This is a genomic window from Microbacterium sp. bgisy189, from assembly GCF_965345345.1.
Taxonomy (GTDB): Bacteria; Actinomycetota; Actinomycetes; order Actinomycetales; family Microbacteriaceae; genus Microbacterium.
Genome location: NZ_CBDRMZ010000001.1, coordinates 578,900 through 599,811, shown reverse-complemented (window position 1 = coordinate 599,811; position 20,912 = coordinate 578,900). Strand labels below are relative to the sequence as shown.

Here is a 20,912-nt window from a genome sequence, read left to right as displayed (position 1 = left end):
TCAGCCGCGAAGGATGAGGTCGTCGGCCACGTAGTACAAGACGACGTCGATGCGTTCCAGCGGCACGCCGCGGTGTGCGTGATATGCCCGGCGATACAGTTCGAGCTGCAGCATGCGCTCCTCGCGCTGCGCGGCACCCCGCGGCGGCCGCCCGGTCTTCCAGTCCACGATCTCGATGCGATCGCCGCGCCGGTAGACGGCATCGAGCTTGCAGATGATGACGTGCGCGCGGCCGTCGCCGAACGCGTCGGTGTCGACGAAATCGATCTCGGTCTCGACTTCGATCGGCTGCAGCTGCGCCCACTCCGACGCGAGGAAGTTGCGCTTGAGCGTTGCGAGGGCCGCATCGTCGGCCCTCGCCGCATCGGGTGTGTCGTCGTCCTGCTCCCACAGTGCGTCGTCGAGTGAGGTGCCCGCGCCGGTGAGTCCCGAGCGCTCCTCGACCCATGCGTGGAAGACGGTGCCCAGTCTCGTCTGGCGGTACGGGCGTTCGGGCAGTGGCCTCGCGATGGCGGCGACGGTGCCCGCGTAATCGGTGACGAACTCCTTGAATCGCGAGGCCGGGATGCGTGTCGGTGCGGTCTCGACTGCCGAGCGCCCTCGGGCGGCGCGTTCGGCGAGCAGCAGCTCGAGGTCGCGCTCGGGCGCGACCGGCGGTGCGGCCTGCGCCGCGGCGACCGCTGCGGATGCCGCTTCCACCCGCGACCGGCGCGCGCCGAGCGGATCCATCGGCCATCGCAGCAGTTCTACGGCGTCCGCGTACGGGTTGTCCCCCGGGTCGGCGTCACGGTCGACTGCGCCGGTCACGTCGTCGCCGAGTGTCTGCGCGATCTCCGCCAGAAAGATGCTCGGCCGCCGCGCGCTCTTCGTCCCCGCCCAGTGCGATCCGCTCAGCAGGAGGTGGTCGCGCGCACGGGTGACCGCGACGTAGGCGAGGCGTCGCTCCTCGTCGAGGTGACGGGTACGGATGCCGTCGCCGTAGTCCGCCAGCGCCTGTTTGAGCTCTTGCTGCGTCTGCGAGTGCTCCCACGCGAACGTCGGCAACCAGCGCTCATCACCTCGGAACGCGTACGGCAGCACACCGAACGACAACCACCCCTGGCCGTCACGCAGTCGCGCCGGCAGCTCGTCGTCGACGCCGCGCACGACGGCGACGGCATCCCACTCGAGCCCCTTGGAGCCGTGGATCGTGAGCAGCTGCACCACGTCTTCCTCGGGCGGCTCGGTGCGGGGCGCGAACTCGTCAAGCCGTTCGGCGCGGTCGAGCCACGCCAGCAGGCTCGGGAGCGATCCGGATTCGTCGGTCGCGAGAAAGCCGTGCAGCTCGTCGACGAAGGCGCGCAGCTGGTCGGTCGCGGTGCGGGCCGGCCCCCTGGACTCGTTCGCCGCGAGCTCGATATCGAGGCGCAGCTCGCGCTCGACGAGCCGCACGAGCTCTGGAATCGGGATGCCGGCGGACTGACGCAGCGCCGCGAACACTCCCGCTGCTTCGCGAAGGCGCGTCCTGGCGGCCGCCGTGAACCCGTCGAGCCAACCGTGGTCGGCGGGGTGTCGCAGAAAGAAGTCGAGGGCGTCGACCAGCGATGCGTCGTCGCCACCCTGCAACCGTGCCGATGCGTGCGCATCGAGGGGCTGCAACGAGACATCGTGCCGCCCCACCCGTCGGGCGAGCGCATGGAGCGCACGCAGATCGCGCAGCCCGATCCGCCAGCGGGGACCGGCAAGCAGTCGGATCAGGGCTGATCCGGCGTGCGGGTCGGTGATGACGCGCAGCGCGGCGACGACGTCGACCACCTCGGGCGTCGCGAGGAGCCCGCCGAGGCCGAGGATGCGATGCGGGATGCCGCGCTGCCCGAGCGCGTCGGCGAACCGCAGCATGTGCTTCTTGCTGCGAAACAGCACGGCGCCGCTCGTCTCCTGACTGTGTCGGCGGCGCTCGTCGCGCACATGCGCGAACCATTCCGCGACGGCGGCGGCCTCGGCATCCACATCGGTCGTGATCGTGATGCGTACGTCACCCTGCGGCGCCCCGGGGCGCGGGCGCAGCGCTCCGACGTCGACGGGGCTGGACGCCGCCAACGGCGCCAGCACGGCATTGGCCGCCGCCAGCACGCGTGCGCTGTTGCGCCAGCTCGTGAGCAGCGTGAAGCGAGCGCTCTCACCTGTGGATGAGAACGCCTGGGCGAAGTCGCCGAGGTTCCCCGCACTCGCGCCGCGCCAGCCGTAGATCGATTGGTGCGGATCACCGACGGCCATGACCGCTGCGTCGGCGAAGACGCCCGACAGCAGCTGCGTCTGCACGACGGAGGTGTCCTGATATTCGTCCAGCAGCACGACACGGTAGCGCTGCCGAAGCTCGGCGGCGATGCCCGGGTGGGCGCCGACCGCGTCGAGTGCGCCGGCGACCTGATCGGCGAAGTCCATGACGCCTTGGCGGCGCTTGGCGTGCTCATAGTCCCGTGCGAGCGCGACGAGCACCCCGAGACCGCCGACTTTGTCTGCCGCCTTCTGGATGTCGGCGTAGACGGTGACGCGCGCCGAGGTCGAGGGCCGCTCCAGCACGTGCGCGAAGTCGTCGGGGAACGAGGCGAGCAGGTCGAGGTCGACGCGGTTGTCGACCCCGTCACGCGCAATGCGAAGGGCCGCATCGATGATCGACGACAGCGCCTCCTCCCGTCCTTCCAGGCGTGGATCATCGGAGGCGAACACGACCCGCCGCATCAGCAGCCACGCGGCAGATTCGCTGAGCACCGCAGCCTCGGGATCGCGTCCGATCCGCACGGCGTGCTCGCGCGCGATCTGGTCGGCGAAGCTGTTGTAGGTCGACACCTCGGGCCGGTGCAGGAGCGCGTCGGGGTCATCGGCGACGGGTTCGAGGTCGCGCGCGAGGTCGTCGAGCAGGATGCGGCGGGCACCCTCCGCACCGCCGGAACGCTCGAGCTCGCCGAACGCGTCGAGGGCGCCGCGTTCGTGCAGGCGGGTGAGGTGCGGCAGCAGTCCGCGGCGCTCGAACTCGGCGAGTCGCTGCAGGCGCTTCGCGATGCGTTCGGCGAGTTCGCCGGCGGCCTTCCGGGTGAAGGTGAGGCCGAGCACCTGGTCGCGCCGCACGAGTCCGTTCGCCACGAGCCATACGACCCGACCCGACATCGTCTCGGTCTTGCCGCTGCCTGCTCCGGCGACGACGAGTGCGGGCGCCAATGGCGCCGCGATCACGGCGGCCTGTTCGGCCGTCGGCGGAAACTGGCCGAGTGCGGCGGCGAGCGTCTCGGGCGAGATCACGAGGCACTCACCGCCGCGATCGTGTGGATGCGGCACAGTCCGTAGGTGTGGTCGTCGCGACAGTGGTCCTCGTACGGCGCCTGGAAGGTCTCACCGCGCATCACGGCGACCGCGTCGGCGACGCGACCGAGGAAGGCCGCGCGGGTCTCTTCGTCGAAGGGCAGCTGCCGTGGCTCGACGTAGTCCTTCGAGGCCGCAGTCGGGCGCAGCACCAACAGCTTCGCTCCCCCGGACGGCTTGCCGGAGGCAGCCTCGATGGCGCCGGATTCGAAGGCGAGCTGGTAGGCGGCCAGCTGCGGATGATCGGCGACCTTCGCATCGGTCTGCGGCTCGCGCTTGCCGGTTTTCAGGTCGACGATGACGACCGTCCCCTCCGGCGTGAGTTCGACCCGGTCGATGAATCCGGACAGCACAGCCGGTCCGGTGCCCCGATCGGGCAGCGGCACCTCAAAGCGGGGCTCCGCTCCCAGCAACGCACCGCCGGACGCCTCGAAGCGTCGCAGGTACAGCGCGAGACGGCGGATGAGATCGCGCGCACGCGTCTGCTCGGCGCGATCGCGCCACGGCGCCTCGAACTCGAGCTCACCCCACCGCGCCTCCACGGTGCGCCAGAGGTCGTCCTCGTCCGCACCGGCGGCGTGTTCGAGGGCCGCGTGGATGATCGTGCCGATGCCGGCGACGGTGCTCCCCGCATCGCCGCCGAGATCGCCGATGAGCCAATCGAGCTGACAGGTCTCGATCGCCTCCAGCCTCGACGGCGACACGCGGACAACCTCCTCGGTGTCGCGGGCGCCGCCCGAGGTGACCTCTGCGATCCCGTACCAGCGTGTCGGGTCGGCACCGTCGACCTCGGCGGCCGCGAGCAGCGCGAGTTGACCGGCGGCATGCTGCCGCTCCACCGCGCTCGCGCGTCCGGCGGTGAGGGTGCGACGGTGCCGAGCGACGAGCCCGCGCAAGGACAGCGGATGCTCCGCCGACACCGGCGCAGGCTGCGCGGGCGGAAGGAACTCGAACAGCGCGCTCGGGCCGGTGTCGTCGTCGTCCACGGCCGTCACGACGAGGTGTGTGCGGGCACGCGAGACGGCACGCGCGAACAGCCGGAGCTCATCGTGCAGCACCGAACGGCGCCGGTCGACCACGTCGGGGGTGGGCTGTCCGATCGTCGCCAGGCGCCAGGTCTCCAACAGCGACCCGCGGGTGCGGAGGTTCGGCCAGACGCCGTCCTGCACGCCCGCGATCACGACGGTGTCGAATTCTGCCCCGAGCGCCGCAGCCGGCGTCATGATGCGCACCGCGTCACCCGGCGGCGGTGCGGACAGACGGTCCTCGGCGACATCGGAGTTGAGGACGCCGCGGATGAAGGCGAGCGCCGACGTGTTGTCCTCGCGTTCACCGTGTCGTTTGGCGGCCTGGAAGAGCGCGACAAGTGCCTCGATGTCTCGCCGTGCCTGCTCGGCGAGGGGTCCGTGCCCGGCTGCGGCTTCGGTCCACACCCGCTGCCTGCCCGATGACTCCCAGACCGTCCAGAGCAATTCGTGCGCCGTGGCGGCCTCGGCGAGCTGCGTGCGAAGTGCCGCGACGGTGCCGGCCACACGGGCAGCCTGACGGCCCTCTCGTGTGTCGAGCAGTTCGAACTCGATCGGGTGCGCCATCGCCGACGCGAGCAGTTCGCGCCCCGACGGCAGCGGCGCATCATCGGCATCCGTCGCCCGTGCTGCGGCGTGGCGAAGCGTGGTGCGCAGTCGCCGGAGCGCGATCGGATCGAACCCTGCACCGCGCAGCGCGTCGGTGACGTCGTCCGGCCGCCACTGCTCGACCGGAAGTGCGGCGAGTTCGACCGTGCGCAGGACATCGCGGATGGCGCTGCGATCGCCCAGCGTGCGCCCCTGCACACCGCCGGTGGGCACGTCGCGGGCGGCGAGTTCGGCCTCCAGCGCCGTCACCTGCCGGGTGTCGTGCGCGATCACCGCACACTGCGCCCACGGCACCCCGTCGTGCACGTGCCGTTCGCGCAACAGTCGCGCGATCGTGTCGTACTGTTCGGCGGCGGAGCGCAGTGCGAAGGCCCGCACACTCGCGTCGGTCGCGACGGTCGCATCGCCGGTCGGGCGACGGCGGTGCGCCACGACGCCGGCCGCGCCGATGCGCGCGGTCACCTGCGCCAGCAGATCGTGCTGGGCGGGCGTGCCCCGATGTGCACCGTCGAGCACATGCAGCGTCGAGCCGGCTGCCAGCCGTGCGAAGTTCTCGGGGCTCGCCCCGCGGAACGCACCCGACCCCACGTCGGGGTCGCCGAACGCCAGGACGGCGACGCCGCGTTCGCGAAGTGCGCCGAGCAGGTCGACGCCGCCCGCGGTGAGCTCCTGCGCGTCATCGACGAGCACGACCCGCACGTCGAGCCGCTCGGGTACGCCGCCGCGCACGATGCCGAGCGCTTCGCGGACCATGCCCGCGGCGTCGCGGTGCGCACCGCGCATGCGCGCCCGGACACGCTGGTATTCGGCCGCGAACGAGGCGACCGACTCCCAGACCGGCAACGACTCGTCGCGAGCGATGTCAGGGAGTGAGGACGGTTCGACGCCGAGGGTGACGCATTCGGCCAGGAACGCCCGCAGCTCGGCGCGGAAGCCCTGCGTGGCCCTGATGTCGGCACCGAGCCAGTCCGGCCATCGCGAGCGACCATGACGCTCGTCGTCGGCGTCGCCCGTCAGCAGGTCTTGCAGGATCTGGTCTTCGTCCGGCCCCGTGAGCAGCTGCGGCGGTTCTGCGCCGGCACGCACGGCGGCGGCCCGCACGAGCGCGTAGGCGAACGCCGCGACCGATCTGGCCAGCGGTCCCGGTGTTGCGACCTCGACGGCGAGGGCGAGGCGGTCGCGCAGTTCAGTCGCCCCTTGGCGAGTGGGCGTGAGCACGAGCACCTCGTGCGGTGCGAAGCCCCCCTGCAGCAGGTGGACGACGCGTGCGACGACGACCTCGGTCTTGCCGGCGCCCGACGCCCCGACGACGACGCCGGACGCATCATCGGGCAGGTCGACGATGGCGCGCTGGGCGGCATCGAGTTCGACCTCGGGGGTGGACGCCGAGGCGGAGGGCGCAGGGGGCATGCACACACGCTATCCGGCGGGTCCGACGTCCGTTCGCCCACAGCGTGCGCGCATCGCGACCCCCGTCCGGACGGTGCCGTAGAGTCGTGAGTGCGCCGCGACGGGCGCAACGAAAGGCAGGCAACCGTGGACATCCGCATCGGCATCACCAACACCGCACGCGAGCTCAGCTTCGAGTCCGTCGAGTCGGCGGACGCCGTCAAGAAGTCGGTTGCGCACGCGCTCGAGTCGGGTGCACCGTTCGTCGAGTTCGTCGACAGCAAGGGCAACGCCTACCTCGTCCCGACCGCGGGCATCGCCTTCGTCGAGGTCGGCACCGAAGAATCGCGACGCGTCGGCTTCGTGGCCTGACATGCAGATCCTGATCGCGCTCATCATCGGCGCGTCCTACGGTGCGCTGCTGCACTTCTTGATGGCCGGGCGCGACCTGCGCGGTGCGGCACTGGCGCCCCTGTTGGGTGCCGCCGTGGCTGGCGTGACGTGGCTCGCCTTCACGTGGGCGGGTGCGCCGATCACCGAGCCGTGGATCTGGCTGGCATCCATCGCGGTACCCGTGGTGGTGGTCCCGATCGCGCTGATCGCGCTGACGCGGGTGCGCACGGGACACGATGAGCGCGAGCGCGCGCGCCTGGGGATCTGACGACGCCTCTCAGGCGTCGAGCGCCATCGCCGACATCCGGCGCGAGTGCGCCGCCATCAGGTCGGTGAAGACGGGTTCGACCTTCTTCTCCTCGGCGGCGTCCAACGACCTCGGCCCGAGTGCACCGCGCGCGATGAGCAGCGTGTCGCCGACGAGGCGCCTCCCCCACATCGCGAGCAGCGAACGCCATTCGACGTCGGCCTCGATCGCATCGGTGAGGATGCCGACGAGGGCTTCTCGGTCGTCGTCCGCGCCCAGGATCTGCGCGACGCGCCGCCCAGTGTCGCCGTAGCTCGCCGACAGCGCGAGGTAGAAGTCGTCGAGCATCCCCGCCGTGATGTGCACCGACAGCATGGTCTCGAGCGGCCTGGCGCCGTGCGTCGCGCGCCGGAACGCGTCGAGCGGCTCGCGGAACGGGAGCATCAGATCGAGTGGGTCGTCGCCGCGTTCACGGATGACGGCGACCAGGGCGGCGTGCTTGTTCAACGCCGCGCCGGCGGCGCGTGAGATCGATTCCTTCTGTGAGAGCTCCGGCGTCGGCGCGATCAGCGCGCTCAGCGTCTCGAAGTATCCGAGTTGCAGGTAGGCGGCTTGCCCCAGGAAGGTGTCGATATCGGGCGCGAGCTCTTCGAAGTCGACGCGGCTGACGTCCCCATAGTCGCCGCGTGAACGCAGCCGGAGCACGCGCTCTTCGGGCCGTTTGCCGCGCTGCCAGAACCAGTTCACCACGCCCCCAGCCTAGAGGTGCGCGCCCTCGCTACCGGTGATTCCCGCGCACGACGGTAGGCTGGGACGGTCCCGGCGATGGAACGGGACCACCGCGCCTGTGTCAGCAAGAGGGCGTGGACCTTCTCACCCGGCGGCCGCACGCCGCCAGACAGGCAAGACAATCGTGACGACTTTCGCCGAGCTCGGCGTCGACCAGGACATCGTGGACGCCCTCGCGGCCAAGGGCATCGTGGATGCGTTCCCCATCCAGGAGCAGACCATCCCCCTGGGTCTGCCGGGCCAGGACATCATCGGCCAGGCCAAGACCGGCACCGGCAAGACCTTCGGCTTCGGCATTCCGGTCGTTCAGCGACTGGGCCTCGACCCCGAGCCCGGGGTGAAGGCGCTCATCGTCGTTCCGACCCGCGAACTCGCGGTGCAGGTCTACGAAGACATGGACATGCTCACCTCGAACCGCTCCACGAGCGTCGTCGCCATCTACGGCGGCAAGGCGTACGAGGGGCAGATCGACCAGCTCAAGGCCGGCGCGCAGATCGTCGTCGGCACGCCGGGCCGTCTCATCGACCTGAACAACCAGCGTCTGCTCGACCTGTCGAATGCGACCGAGGTCGTCCTCGACGAGGCCGACAAGATGCTCGACCTCGGCTTCCTCGCCGACATCGAGAAGATCTTCTCCAAGGTGCCCGCGGTGCGGCACACCCAGCTGTTCTCGGCGACCATGCCGGGCCCGATCGTCGCCCTGGCGCGCCGGTTCATGTCGAACCCCATCCACATGCGCGCGACCGACCCCGACGAGGGGCTCACGCAGGCAAACATCCGTCACCTCGTCTACCGCGCGCACTCGCTCGACAAGGACGAGGTCATCGCCCGCATCCTGCAGGCCGAAGGTCGCGGCAAGACTGTCATCTTCACGCGCACGAAGCGCGCCGCCCAGAAGCTCGTCGACGAGCTGAACGACCGCGGCTTCAACGCCGGCGCGGTGCACGGCGACATGAGCCAGGAGGCGCGCGAGCGGTCGATGGCCGGGTTCAAGGCGGGCAAGAAGGACGTGCTCATCGCGACCGACGTCGCCGCGCGCGGCATCGACGTCAACGACGTCACGCACGTGATCAACCACACGATCCCCGACGACGAGAAGACCTACCTGCACCGCGCGGGCCGCACCGGTCGCGCCGGGAAGACCGGCATCGCCGTCACCTTCGTCGACTGGGACGATCTGCACAAGTGGGCGCTCATCAACCGGGCCCTCGAGTTCGGTCAGCCCGAGCCCGTCGAGACCTATTCGTCGAGTCCGCACCTGTACACCGACCTCGACATCCCGGCGGGCACGAAGGGGCGCATCACAAAGGCGCCCGCCACCGCCACGGTGAAGTCCTCGCGTCCCGGCCGCGCGGCAGACGCGGCGCAGGAAGGTGAACCGGGCGGCTCGCGCCGCCGGCGTCGTCGTCGCTCGGGCGGCGACAAGGTCGGTGCGACCTTCGCCGAGGGTGCGGATGCCACGACTTCCGGGTCGGATGAGCATGCGAACGTGGATCGCGGCGCGGACGGTGCGGGAACGCACGACGGCGCAGGCAAGGAGCACCACGACGGCAAGCCGGCACCGGCGCGTCGTCGCCGCCGTCGTCGCGGCGGTGGTGGCGGCGGTCAAGCCGCGGCAGCGGGCGCCTGAGCCGACGGCACCGGATCTGAATCCGGAGTCTTCGGCGCACTCACGGGAAGACCGGCGCTGTGCCTGAGGCCCGGGCGATGATGCGCGCGACCATGTCCTCGCTCGTGGTGTGCTCCCCCGGCAGATTCGGCTTTCCAGCGCCGTGATAGTCGCTGGAGCCGGTGATGATGAGGTCGCGCGTTCGTGCCAGCGCTTGCAGCGTGCCGAGGGCGGGTTGGACGTTCTCACGGTGGCCGAGTTCGAACCCGGCCAACCCCGCATCGAGCATGCGCGACAGCAACCGCGACGGCAGCAGACCCGCGCGTCCCGCAGGGTGCGCGATGATCGGCACGCCCCCGGCCTCAGCGATCGTTGCGACCGCAGTGACGGGATCGGGGGCGTACAGCGCGACGTAGTACTCGCTGCCGGGGTGCAGCACGGTGGCGAAGGCGTCTTCGCGATTGCGGACGATGCCCTTCGCCACGAGCGCGTCGGCGATGTGCGGTCTGCCGACCGTCGCACCGACGGCGGTCTGACCCACGATGTCTTCCCACGTCAGATCGTGGTGACGCGAAAGACGCGCCGCCATCTCACGCGCCCGTGTCAGGCGCGACTCCCGGATTCGCGTCGTGAGTGCACGGACGGCCTCGTCATCCGGATCGAACAGATACCCGAGGACGTGCACGCTGCGCCACTCGTGTCGCGCGGACAGCTCCATGCCGGGCAGGAAGGTCATGTCCAGCGACGCGGCCGCCTCGGCCGCCTCGGCCCATCCAGACGTCGTGTCGTGGTCCGTGAGCGCAGCGGTGCGGATGCCGTGGGCATGCGCAGAGGCCATCACCTGCGCCGGCGGTTCGGTGCCGTCGGAGTGGTCCGAGTGCAGGTGCAGATCGGCCGGAGCGTGGAATCGTCCCCGCGCGTTCGCTGCCATCTGCCGAGCGTATCGCGGCGGGCGCATGCGTCGATCTCCCAGCCTGCTGACATAGGCTCGCCCACGTGCTGCGGCTGTTCGGGATCCTGGTCACGGTGGTGTTCGCCATCGGCGCGGCGATCGTGACCTGGCCACAGTTCTTCCGTCTGGAACGCACGCTGCCGTTCGCCCAGATCGTGTCCGTGCGCGCAGCCGTGCTCGCCGCATTCGCGATCGTCCTCGTGGTCGCACTCCTGCTGTCGATCGCGCGCCCGCTGCGCGCCTTCGCGGCCTCGATCGCCGCGATCTGCGTGTTGGCGGCCGTCGCGAACGCCGCCATCCTCGTCGCGCGTGGCCTCGGCACCGAAGAGCTGCCTGCGGCCACCGACACGAGTCTTCGCGTCATGACCTGGAATACGGCGGGTGCAGCCACCGACCCTGCCGAGATCGCGCAGACGGCCGTCGCCATGCAGGCCGACATCGTGGCACTGCCCGAGACGACGATCGAAACCGGCGAGGCCGTCGCGATCACGATGCGCGAGATGGGTCGCCCCATGTGGGCCCACCACGAGGACTACCGCAACCGCGAGGACTGGGCGCAGTGGGACGCGAACTCGACGACCCTGCTGATTTCTCCTGACCTCGGGGACTACGCGGTCGTGGAGTCCGTGGCATCCGGCACGACGAACACGTCAACGGTGCCGAGCGTCGTCGCGATGCCCGTCGACGGCGAAGGTCCGATCGTCGTGGCGGTGCATGCCGTGGCTCCGCGGCAGGACGCGATGTCGCAGTGGCGCGGTGACCTGCAGTGGGTCGCCGATCAATGCGCGAGCGACAATGTGATCCTCGCCGGAGACTTCAACGCCACGGTCGATCACATGGACCGTCTCGGCAGCGACGGCGGCACGCTCGGCAGATGCACCGACGCCGCCGCGCACACGGGCAACGGCGCCGTCGGCACGTGGACCACCGAAGTGCCCGCGCTGCTGGGCACACCGATCGACCACGTGATGGCGACGGATGCGTGGGTGGCGACCGGCTCCGTGGTGCTGCGGTCGCAAGATGCCGCGGGCAGCGACCACCGCCCGCTCATCGTGCAGTACGAGCCGGCATCCGGCTGACCGCGCACGCCAGGGGTGCGAGACTGGTCTCATGAGCACCAGCGAAAGCGACACGATCGCCGACACCGAGCAGGCGCCGCAGGAGAACACGAACCGCCGGCAGCCGTTCCCCCGGGGATTCCTCGACACCATCTCGACCGGATGGGCCGAACGTCCCGATCAGCTTCCGCCGCCGCGCGAGCAGGCTCCGTACGCCGCAGCGCGACGCGACGTGGTCTCGGCCGCCTTCACCGGCAAGCGCCTCGTCCTGCCGGCAGGTTCGCTCAAGCAGCGCTCGAACGACACCGACTACCCGTTCCGCGCGCACTCCGCGTTCTCGCATCTCACCGGCTGGGGTGCCGACGCGGTCCCCGACTCGGTGCTCGTGTTCGAACCGAACGGCGACGCCCACGACGTGACCCTCTATCTGCGCGAACGCGCCGACCGCACGACACCCGAGTTCTACGCGGATGCCACCGTCGGCGAGTTCTGGATCGGTCCGCGCCCGGCCCTCGAGGGCGTCGCCTCCGACCTCGGCATCGCGACGGCCCATCTCGACGCGTTCGAGTCGCGTGAGGGCGATGTCGTCCTCGACGAGGACGACGCGCTCACCGGATTCGTGTCCGAGCTTCGGCTCGTGAAGGACGAGTACGAGATCGAGCAGATGCGCCTCGCCGTCGAGGTCACCGGGCGCGGGTTCGACGACATCGTCGCCGACCTCCCCCGCATCGTCGCCACGCCGCGCGGCGAACGCGCCGTCGAAGGCGTCTTCCACCTGCGTGCGCGCACCGACGGAAACGGCGAAGGCTACGACACGATCGCCGCCTCGGGCCCGCATGCCTGCTACCTGCACTGGACGCGCAACGACGGCGCCGTCGTGCCCGGCGACCTGATCCTCGTCGACGCCGGCGTCGAGGTCGACAGCCTGTACACCGCCGACATCACCCGCACGCTGCCGGTGTCGGGCACGTTCACCGACATCCAGCGCCGCATCTACGAGACGGTGCGCGAAGCGGCCGATGCCGCGTTCGCGGCTGCCGTACCGGGCGTGAAGTTCCGCGCCGTGCACGAAGCCGCGATGCAGGTGATCGCGGCGCGCGTGGCCGAGTGGGGGCTGCTGCCGGTGACTGCCGAGGAGGCACTCGATGCCGATGCGGGTGGGCAGCACCGCCGCTACATGGTGCACGGCACGAGTCACCACCTCGGCATCGACGTCCACGACTGCGCGCAGGCACGCCGCGAGATGTACTACGACGGCCTGCTCGAACCGGGCATGGTGTTCACGATCGAACCGGGACTGTACTTCCAGATCGACGACCTCACGGTGCCCGAGGAGTACCGCGGCATCGGGGTGCGCATCGAGGACGACATCCTCATGACGGTGGACGGCCCAGTGAACCTGTCGGCTGACATCCCGCGCACGGCCGACGAGGTCGAGGCCTGGATCGCGCGGGCGAACGCCGCGCCGTGACGCAGAAGCGAGGCGACCGCGCTCGGCGGCGAGCCCTCGCGGGAGCGCCGGCTACGCCGCGGGCCGCTGAGCGATCGCGCGCATCCACTCCACGACGCGCACGGCCAGCCCGGCACCGACCTCGTCGGCGGGGCGCTTCGCACCCTTGATCTCGAAGGAATGGCCGCCGCCGGTCACCCACGAGATCTCGGCGTCGCGGCACGCCGCGACCGCCTCCTCGAGTTGGGTGAGCGGATGAATGAACGGGTCGTTCGAGCCCTCGACGAACAGCTGCGGCTGGGTGATGTCGGGCAGGTGCGCCGTTCGCGCCTTCTCGGGGTCGCCCGGCGGGTGCAGGGGGTAGCCGAGATATGCGAGGCCGGCGGGAGCGATCCGCCCCTCGGCGGCCGCCATCGACGCCATCCGCCCGCCGTAGGACTTGCCCGCGGCGAACCAGACACCCTGTTCCGCGAGCGACGCGGCGTGTCCGGCGACGGCGTCCCAGGCGGCGATCGCGTGGGCGGCGGGGCCCGGCATCCGGCGACCCGCGACGCGGTACGGAAAGTCGAACGTCACGGTCGTGACTCCGGCCTCGGCGGCGGCCCGGGCGAATCCGACCATGAAGGGGTGGTTGCGTCCGGCTCCCGCGCCATGTGCGAGCGCGAGCACGGCCCACGAGTCGGCGGCGACGTAGGTCGTGACCGGCACCTCCACGACGCCGGCCGGTAACGGCACCGGAAGCGTGTGGGTGGGCTCGGAGTACTCGCTCACGCCGGTCGGTCCTCGTCGGGCGCGGGCTCCGGTGCCGGATGTGCGTCGGTGATCCGCTCCCCGTACTGCGGCGGTGCGTCGTCGATGGGTGCGGGCGCGGCCGGCTGCGCGGCCGCCTGTGCCCGCCCGAGAACCTCGCGCGCACGAGCGAGACTGCGCGGCAGCACCGTGACCTCGTAGTCTTCGGCGATCATCTGCGTGATCGAGGTGTAGTCCCGACGACGCCGGATGATCGAGTACGTGATGATGCTCATCAGCATGCCGAGGGCGATGCCGACAAGCATGACGCCGATGAACACCTGCAACGCAGCGTTCGGCGTGCCCAGCACGAAGATCGCCGAGAACAGCAGACCCAGCAGGATGCCGTTGATCGCACCCGACCGCGCCGCCGCGGCGTAGCCGAGACGTCCGGTCACGCGCTCGACCGATCGCAGACCCCGTCCGACGATCGCGATGTCCTTCGCGGGGATCTCGGCCTCGATCAGCTTCGAGACGGCCTGCTGCGCACCCTCGTACGAGGCGAAGTCGGCGATCGTCTCGCCGTGGTCCTGCGGCGCGCCGCCCATCATGCTCACGGCACCATTGTGTCACGCACCCGCCAGGCGATCACGGGCGGACTACGCTGGTCGGGTGAGTACGCAGAGGGTTTTCGTCGCGCGCCTGACAGGGTGCTCGGTCTTCGACCCCGCGGGCGACCGGCTCGGCAAGGTCCGGGATGTCGTCGTCATCTATCGAAAAGACGACCCGCCGCGCGTCGTCGGTCTCGTCGTCGAGATTCCCGGCCGACGTCATGTGTTCCTCTCCATCGGCAGGGTCACCTCCATCGCCACCGGTCAGGTCATCACGACGGGTCTCATCAACGTGCGCCGCTTCCAGCAGCGCGGCGGTGAGGTGCGCGTCATGGCCGAGATGATCGGCCGCAAGGTCTACCTCAACGACGGCTCCGGTCAGGCCGTCATCGAAGACGTCGCGATCGAGCGCAACCGGCTCGGCGAATGGGACATCGGACAGCTCTTCCTGCGACGGCCGAAGACCAGCGGCGCCCCGTTCGCGAAGGGGCCGACGACGTTCGCCGCCTGGTCTGCGGTGCGCGAGGACCAGGCTCCCGGCGAGGCGCAGTCAGCCGAGCAGTTGGTCGCGACCTACTCCGAACTCAAGCCGGCCGACCTCGCGAACACCCTGCTCGACCTGCCCGAGGAGCGGCTGCTCGAGGTCGCCGAAGAGCTTCCTGACGACCGTCTCGCCGACGCCCTCGAAGAGATGCCCGAAGAAGAGCAGGTCCACATCCTCGAAGCGCTCGGCGATGAGCGCGCAGCAGACATCCTCGACCAGATGGAGCCCGACGACGCCGCCGATGTGCTCGCGCAGCTCACCGAGGAGCAGCGCGAGGAGCTGCTCGAGCTCATGCAGCCCGAAGAGGCCGAAGATGTCCGCGAACTGCTGAAGTACGGCGCCGACACCGCGGGCGGCCTCATGACGAGCGAGCCGATCGTCCTTCCCGCCGATGCGACGGTCGCCGAGGCGCTCGCGCTCATCCGCCGTCACGAACTGCACCCGGCCCTGGCCGCGTCGGTGTTCGTGACGCTGCCCCCGTACGAGACACCGACCGGCAGACTGCTCGGCACCGTGCACTTCCAGCGGATGCTGCGCTACCCGCCGCACGAGCGGCTGGGTGCGATCATCGACGACGACGTCGACGCCGTGCAGGCAACCGCACCGGCCGCGGAGGTCGCGCGCCTGCTGGCGAGCTACGACCTCGTCTCACTGCCCGTCGTCGATCAGGCGCACCGCCTCGTAGGCGCCGTCAGTGTCGACGACATGCTCGACTACCTGCTGCCGAAGGACTGGCGCTCCCATGACGGCTCCCCGGCGCCGGCCGCCCCGACGCGGAGTGCACGCTCGTGATGGCCCGGGCACCGAAAGTCGCCCTCGACGCGCCCCGCGGTCGTCGGCGAGCCGGTGTGCTCACCCGCACATCACAGCCCAGTCGCGACCGGTTCGGCCGCTTCACGGAGTGGATTGCACGGGCGATGGGCACCCCAGCCTTTCTGCTGATCCTGACGGGCTTCTGCGTCGCGTGGATCCTGTGGAACACGGTCGCCCCGGCGAACCTGCGCTTCGACGATGCCGCGCTCGGGTTCACGGCGCTCACGCTCATGCTGTCGCTGCAGGCCTCGTACGCCGCGCCCCTCATCCTGCTCGCCCAGAACCGACAGGACGACCGCGACCGCGTGCAGATCGAACAGGACCGACAACGAGCCGAACGCAACCTCGCCGACACCGAGTACCTGGCACGCGAGGTCGTCGCGTTGCGGATGGCGCTCACCGAGGTGTCGGAACACCTCGTGACCCGCGACATGCTGCGTGAAGAGCTGCGAGAGCTCATCGAGAACGTGCGTCGCGAAGGCGACGACGCCGGGGAATCGCCGTCGTGACCGCCGATGAAGCCGTCCGGCGCGCCGTCGCGGCCGTGACGGACCCCGAGCTTCGCCGCCCGATCGGCGAACTCGACATGGTGCGCGGCATCCGGGTCGATGGCGCGGTCGCACACGTCGGCATCGTGCTGACGATCGTCGGCTGCCCCGCCGCCGACCGCATCGAGCGCGACGTGCGGGATGCCGCGGCATCCGTCGACGGGATCACCGACGTCGAGGTCGAGGTCGGCGTCATGACCGGCGAGGAGCGCCGCGCGCTCACCGAGAAGCTGCGTGATGGCCGACCCGCCCGCCAGATGCCGTTCGGACCTGATTCGCTGACTCGCGTCGTGGCGGTCACGAGCGGCAAGGGGGGTGTCGGCAAGTCCACACTGACGGCAGGGCTCGCCGTCGCGGCTGCTCGATCCGGACTTCGCGTCGGACTCATCGACGCGGACGTGCACGGGTTCTCGATTCCTGGGCTGCTCGGTCTCAACGGTCCTGACGGGAGACCGCCGCAGCCCACACGCATCGATGACCTCATGCTGCCGCCGGTCGCGCACGGCGTGAAGACGATTTCGATCGGCATGTTCCTGCCGCCTGACGCCACCGCCTCGGCCGTCGCATGGCGTGGCCCGATGCTCCACCGGACGGTGCAGCAGTTCCTCACCGATGTGTTCTTCGGCGACCTCGACCTGCTGCTGATCGACATGCCGCCGGGAACCGGTGACGTCGCGATCTCGGTGGGCCAACTGCTCCCCCATGCCGATGTGCTCGTCGTCACGACGCCGCAATCGGCGGCGTCCGACGTCGCGGTGCGAAGCGGCGAGGTGGCCCGTCAGACGGGACAGCGCGTCATCGGCGTCGTCGAGAACATGGCAGCCATGACCCTGTCCGACGGGACCGTGCTCGACCTGTTCGGCTCGGGTGGCGGCGCCGAGGTCGCTCGCTCGCTGTCGTCACCCGATGCCGAGGTGCCGCTGCTGGGCAGTGTGCCGCTCTCCCCCGGCCTGCGCGCGGGCGGTGACTCCGGCGTGCCGATCGTCGTCGGCGATCCCGACGATCCGGCGGCGCGGGCGATCACCGCGATCGCGACGGCGCTGACGACGCGCCCCCGCGGCCTCGCGGGCCGCTCCCTTCCCGTCGCCCCCCGCTGATCAGGTCGCCTCGGTGTCGAAGGGCACCGAGCCCTCCGCGACCTCGGCCTTCGGCGGGTGCGTCGAGGTCTTCGCGACGGCGGTGCCGACGACTGCCGCCTGCACCGTCGGAACGGGCGCGTCATCGAGGAGCGCATCGCGGATGATGCGACGCGGGTCGTACTGGCGCGGGTCGAGTTTGCGCCACTCGATGTCGTCGCCCATCTCATCTCGGACCCGGGTCTTCGCTCCGTTGAGCCAGTCGCGTGCGCGCACGGTGAAGCGGCCGAGCGCCTCGGCATAGCGAGGCAGCCGTTCGGGGCCGACCAGCAGGACGGCCACCACGAGGATGAGGATGAGCTTCTCCCCATCGAGACCGAAGAACATGCGTCCAGGTTACCCGTGCGCCTGGCGTGCGGATGCCGCACTCGGCCGTACGCTGGGCGTGGAGGTTCTCATGCGCGAACACGACGCGATCCGGCGCTTCGCCGACGAGGCGACGGTCGAACCCGACGCGATCAGTCGAGCGCGCGCCCACGCGCTCGAGCTCGGCGCCGATCCGGTCAGCCCGACCGTCGGCGCCCAGATCGCCGTGCTGGCGGCCGCGACGGCCGCGTTGAACATCGTCGAGATCGGCACCGGCGGCGGTGTCTCAGGCCTGTGGCTGCTGCACGGCTCGCCCCGCGCAACCCTCACGACGATCGACAAGGAGCCCGAGCACCTCGCAGCCGCCCGCAAGGCTTTCCAGGACGCTCGGATCGCACCGGCACGCGCCAGGTTCATCACGGGGCGCGCCGCCGACGTCCTCCCCCGCATGAACGAGGCGTCGTACGACATCGTGCTCGTCGACGCCGACCCCGAGAACGTGATCGAATACGTCGAGCACGGCCTGCGGCTGGCCCGAGTCGGTGGAACCGTGCTCGTGCCGCGGGTGCTCGCCGGCGGCGCCGTCGCCGATCCCGTCAAGCGCGACCCCATCGTGAGCGCCTACCGCTCCCTCATCCACGAGACCCAGGCATCGCCTGCCGTCCTCGGAGCACTGTCGATCACGGGCGAGGGGCTGCTGCAGCTGACGAGCGTCGGCGGCCGCTGAGTCTGCGGCATCCGCTCCAGCCGTCGCCGGGAAACGACGAACGGCCGGTCCGAAGACCGGCCGCCACCTGGTGGGTCATCGTCAGGCTGCGCCGACGACCTCACCGAGGACACCGTGGAGCTCCTTGGCTTCCTCATCGTTCACCGAAACGACGAGACGGCCTCCGCCCTCGAGAGGCACGCGAACGATGATCAGGCGCCCCTCCTTCACGGCCTCCATAGGTCCGTCCCCCGTGCGCGGCTTCATGGCTGCCATAGCGTTCCCTTTCGTCTTCGGACTGCATTTCAAGTTTACCCGGGTTCACGGGGCATCGTCGCGCAGCCGATGACGCACGCTGTCAGATCACGGTATCTGCATGTACGTGTTCCCCTGCGCGTACATGTTGAAGATCCACCACCACTGCGCGCCGAGACACGCGACGAGCACGCCGATCCGCCAAGCCGGATGGCGCGGCGCGGCGAGCGCACCGCTCAAGGGCGCGAGCGGCACGAGCAGTCGGAACAGACTCGACTGGGGAAAGAACACCGCGAGCAGGTAGATCAGATATGACGCCGCCCACAATCTCATGACGACGCCGAGGCGCCGCACGTCACGGTGCCAGAGCAGGAGGGCCGCCGCCCCACCGCCCAGCACGACAAGCAAGACGACGCCGAGCCAGGCGGGCAGACCCCACAGCGGGAACCAGATGCCTGCGGCCTGGATCCACCCCTCGAATGGGACGAAGCCCGCCTCGTGGGCACCCGTCCACGCGCGACGCCACGACAGCTCGGTCTCGAGATATGCCCCGGGGTCGCCGGTCACGACAGCGGCGATCACCTGCCATGAGAAGCCGACGGCTGCGGCGAGCAACCCCAGCGCGACGATGTGCACGACGTCACGAACCGGCAGGGGGTCACGGCTGCGCCGGAAAAACCGCCAGATGCCGTACAGCGCCAACAGCAGTGAGAACGCGAGCACACCCGGGCGTGTGTATCCCATGAGCGGGATCAGTGCATACAGCCACCACCAGCTGCGGCGACGCAGCGCGATGAGGGCGAGCAGCAGCCACAGCAGAAACAGCGACTCGGCATACCCCACCTGGAACAGCGCCGCAAGCGGACCGGCGGCGAAGAACACGACCGCCCACAGGGTCGCGTCGGCGTCGAGCCTGTCGCGCAGCAGCACATACAGCGCGAGGCATGCGAGGAATCCCGCGACGAGCGAGACGAGGATGGCTGCGGGCGGGTAGAACCCTCCGAAGGGCAGCGACAGGGCCTTCGCGAGATACGGGTAGAGCGGCATGAACGCCCACGCGTTCTGCTCGACGACGCCGTCGTCCGATCTGGGCAGCTCCGACGGATAGCCGGACTCGGCGACGAGCCAGTACCACTGCGCATCCCATCCCATCAACAGATCGCCGAGGGTGGCGTGCTCGCCGAAGCGGGATGCAGGCCCCGAAAGGTTCGCCGCGAGGAGAAAGAAGCCGGTCGTGACCAGTCGCGCCGAAAGGTAGACGAGCGCGATGCGCAGGACGACCTGCGGGGTCAGGCGCCGCTCAGCCACGCGCGCAGACCGCGTTCGACGTCGTCGATCTGCGCGATCGGCACGCGCTCTTCGTCGTGGTGCGCCAGGTGGGGGTCACCCGGACCATAGTTGACGGCAGGAACACCCATCGCAGAGAAGCGCGCGACATCCGTCCAGCCGTACTTGGGTCGAGGCTGGGCGCCGACTGCGGTGACGAACTGCTTCGCGATTTCGGCATCGAGCCCCGGACGCGCACCGGCGGCGCGGTCTGTGATTCGCACATCGAACCCTGCGAAGACGTCGCGAACGTGCTGCTCGGCCTCGGAGAGGTCACGGCTGGGCGCGAACCGGTAGTTGACTTCGATCTCGCACGCGTCGGGAATGACGTTGCCCGCGACACCGCCGCTGATGCGAACCGCGTTGAGACCTTCGCGGTAGACCAGTCCCTCGACATCGACTTCGCGGGGACGGTACTCGGCGAGGCGCGCGAGAATCGGCGCCGCCTTGTGAATGGCGTTCTCACCGATCCACGACCGCGCGCTGTGTGAACGCACGCCGGTCGTGCTCACGACGGCACGCAGATTGCCGTTGCAGCCTCCCTCGACCTCCCCATTGGAGGGCTCGCCGAGGATTGCGAAGTCTCCCTCGAACAGGTCAGGTCGGGCCGCGGAGAGTCGGTTGAGCCCGTTGAGCTCGGCATCCACCTCTTCGTGGTCGTACCACATCCAGGTGATGTCGACGACGGGGTCTGTGAGTTCGGCGGCGAGTTTCAGCTGTACCGCGACCCCCGCCTTCATGTCGACGGTGCCACGCCCCCACAGGTGCGGAACGCCCTCGATCTCGATGTCACGGAGCGGCAGGTTCGCGTTGATCGGCACGGTGTCGATGTGGCCGGCGATGACGACGCGCTGCGCGCGCCCGAGCGACGTCCGGGCCACGATCGTGTCGCCGTCCCGATACACCTCGAGATGCGCGAGGGGTGCGAGCGCCTCGTGGATGGCATCGGCGAGCACCTGCTCATCGCCCGAGACACTCGGGATGTCGCAGATCGCGCGGGTGAGGTCGACGGCCGAAGCGGTGAGATCGAGGCGCATGTCATCGAGTCTAGCCAGGGCGCCCGGGCCGATAATCTGGA

General features: G+C 70.1%; 19 protein-coding genes. 9 read left to right on the top strand and 10 right to left on the bottom strand.

Annotation, left to right across the window (positions count from 1 at the left end):
• On the bottom strand, positions 1–3,279 hold the full coding sequence (locus ACSF8R_RS02860; protein ID WP_434810322.1) for an ATP-dependent DNA helicase: 3,279 nt from the start codon (positions 3,277–3,279) through the stop codon (positions 1–3).
• Positions 3,276–6,383, bottom strand: coding sequence for an ATP-dependent helicase (locus ACSF8R_RS02855; protein WP_434810321.1), 3,108 nt, complete (start codon positions 6,381–6,383; stop codon positions 3,276–3,278). The genes ACSF8R_RS02860 and ACSF8R_RS02855 overlap by 4 nt, the downstream gene beginning before the upstream one ends.
• Positions 6,384–6,509: 126 nt before the next feature.
• Here ACSF8R_RS02855 and ACSF8R_RS02850 point away from each other — a divergent pair, with 126 nt between their 5' ends.
• The gene (locus ACSF8R_RS02850; protein ID WP_434810320.1) at positions 6,510–6,734 is read left to right on the top strand and encodes a DUF3107 domain-containing protein; all 225 of its coding nucleotides are present in this window, start codon (positions 6,510–6,512) and stop codon (positions 6,732–6,734) included.
• Between the two features lies 1 nt (position 6,735).
• A complete protein-coding gene (locus ACSF8R_RS02845; protein WP_434810319.1) occupies positions 6,736–7,023 on the top strand; it encodes a GlsB/YeaQ/YmgE family stress response membrane protein in 288 nt (95 codons plus the stop codon).
• A gap of 9 nt (positions 7,024–7,032) precedes the next feature.
• Here ACSF8R_RS02845 and ACSF8R_RS02840 read toward each other — a convergent pair whose 3' ends face one another.
• A complete protein-coding gene (locus tag ACSF8R_RS02840; RefSeq protein WP_434810318.1) occupies positions 7,033–7,752 on the bottom strand; it encodes a ferritin-like fold-containing protein in 720 nt (239 codons plus the stop codon).
• A 163-nt stretch (positions 7,753–7,915) separates the two neighbouring features.
• On the opposite strand from ACSF8R_RS02840, the gene ACSF8R_RS02835 reads away from it, so the two are divergent.
• Positions 7,916–9,421 (top strand): DEAD/DEAH box helicase, encoded by a 1,506-nt coding sequence (locus tag ACSF8R_RS02835; protein WP_434810317.1) that lies wholly within the window; start codon positions 7,916–7,918, stop codon positions 9,419–9,421.
• Between the two features lie 40 nt (positions 9,422–9,461).
• Here ACSF8R_RS02835 and ACSF8R_RS02830 read toward each other — a convergent pair whose 3' ends face one another.
• Entirely contained in the window at positions 9,462–10,331 is an 870-nt protein-coding gene (locus ACSF8R_RS02830) for a PHP domain-containing protein (protein ID WP_434810316.1), read from the bottom strand.
• Between the two features lie 65 nt (positions 10,332–10,396).
• On the opposite strand from ACSF8R_RS02830, the gene ACSF8R_RS02825 reads away from it, so the two are divergent.
• On the top strand, positions 10,397–11,431 hold the full coding sequence (locus tag ACSF8R_RS02825) for an endonuclease/exonuclease/phosphatase family protein (protein WP_434810315.1): 1,035 nt from the start codon (positions 10,397–10,399) through the stop codon (positions 11,429–11,431).
• A gap of 31 nt (positions 11,432–11,462) precedes the next feature.
• A complete protein-coding gene (locus tag ACSF8R_RS02820; RefSeq protein WP_434810314.1) occupies positions 11,463–12,881 on the top strand; it encodes an aminopeptidase P family protein in 1,419 nt (472 codons plus the stop codon).
• Positions 12,882–12,932: 51 nt separating this feature from the next.
• Here the strand turns inward: ACSF8R_RS02820 and ACSF8R_RS02815 are convergent, their stop codons facing one another.
• The gene (locus tag ACSF8R_RS02815) at positions 12,933–13,631 is read right to left on the bottom strand and encodes an alpha/beta hydrolase family protein (protein ID WP_434810313.1); all 699 of its coding nucleotides are present in this window, start codon (positions 13,629–13,631) and stop codon (positions 12,933–12,935) included.
• Complete coding sequence (locus ACSF8R_RS02810) at positions 13,628–14,200, bottom strand: general stress protein (protein ID WP_434810390.1); 573 nt, start codon at positions 14,198–14,200, stop codon at positions 13,628–13,630. The genes ACSF8R_RS02815 and ACSF8R_RS02810 overlap by 4 nt, the downstream gene beginning before the upstream one ends.
• A gap of 61 nt (positions 14,201–14,261) precedes the next feature.
• On the opposite strand from ACSF8R_RS02810, the gene ACSF8R_RS02805 reads away from it, so the two are divergent.
• Genes ACSF8R_RS02805 through ACSF8R_RS02795 form a run of 3 tightly spaced genes read left to right on the top strand, consistent with a single transcriptional unit; the run spans position 14,262 to position 17,202 of the window.
• Positions 14,262–15,536 (top strand): magnesium transporter MgtE N-terminal domain-containing protein, encoded by a 1,275-nt coding sequence (locus tag ACSF8R_RS02805; RefSeq protein WP_434810312.1) that lies wholly within the window; start codon positions 14,262–14,264, stop codon positions 15,534–15,536.
• Positions 15,536–16,066, top strand: coding sequence for a DUF1003 domain-containing protein (locus tag ACSF8R_RS02800; RefSeq protein ID WP_434810311.1), 531 nt, complete (start codon positions 15,536–15,538; stop codon positions 16,064–16,066). The genes ACSF8R_RS02805 and ACSF8R_RS02800 overlap by 1 nt, the downstream gene beginning before the upstream one ends.
• Positions 16,063–17,202 (top strand): Mrp/NBP35 family ATP-binding protein, encoded by a 1,140-nt coding sequence (locus ACSF8R_RS02795; protein ID WP_434810310.1) that lies wholly within the window; start codon positions 16,063–16,065, stop codon positions 17,200–17,202. Before ACSF8R_RS02800 ends, ACSF8R_RS02795 begins: the two co-directional genes overlap by 4 nt.
• Here ACSF8R_RS02795 and ACSF8R_RS02790 read toward each other — a convergent pair whose 3' ends face one another.
• A complete protein-coding gene (locus ACSF8R_RS02790; protein WP_434810309.1) occupies positions 17,203–17,568 on the bottom strand; it encodes a twin-arginine translocase TatA/TatE family subunit in 366 nt (121 codons plus the stop codon).
• Positions 17,569–17,638: 70 nt separating this feature from the next.
• Between ACSF8R_RS02790 and ACSF8R_RS02785 the strand changes: the two genes are divergently transcribed.
• Positions 17,639–18,274, top strand: a complete 636-nt coding sequence (locus ACSF8R_RS02785; RefSeq protein ID WP_434810308.1) for an O-methyltransferase — start codon at positions 17,639–17,641, stop codon at positions 18,272–18,274.
• Between the two features lie 81 nt (positions 18,275–18,355).
• Here the strand turns inward: ACSF8R_RS02785 and ACSF8R_RS02780 are convergent, their stop codons facing one another.
• From ACSF8R_RS02780 to dapE, 3 genes are all read right to left on the bottom strand, one after another.
• On the bottom strand, positions 18,356–18,529 hold the full coding sequence (locus tag ACSF8R_RS02780; RefSeq protein WP_076690416.1) for a DUF3117 domain-containing protein: 174 nt from the start codon (positions 18,527–18,529) through the stop codon (positions 18,356–18,358).
• A gap of 87 nt (positions 18,530–18,616) precedes the next feature.
• The gene (locus tag ACSF8R_RS02775; protein ID WP_434810306.1) at positions 18,617–19,816 is read right to left on the bottom strand and encodes a hypothetical protein; all 1,200 of its coding nucleotides are present in this window, start codon (positions 19,814–19,816) and stop codon (positions 18,617–18,619) included.
• Entirely contained in the window at positions 19,798–20,871 is a 1,074-nt protein-coding gene (gene dapE / locus ACSF8R_RS02770; protein ID WP_434810305.1) for a succinyl-diaminopimelate desuccinylase, read from the bottom strand. Before dapE ends, ACSF8R_RS02775 begins: the two co-directional genes overlap by 19 nt.
• Positions 20,872–20,912 lie beyond the last annotated feature (41 nt).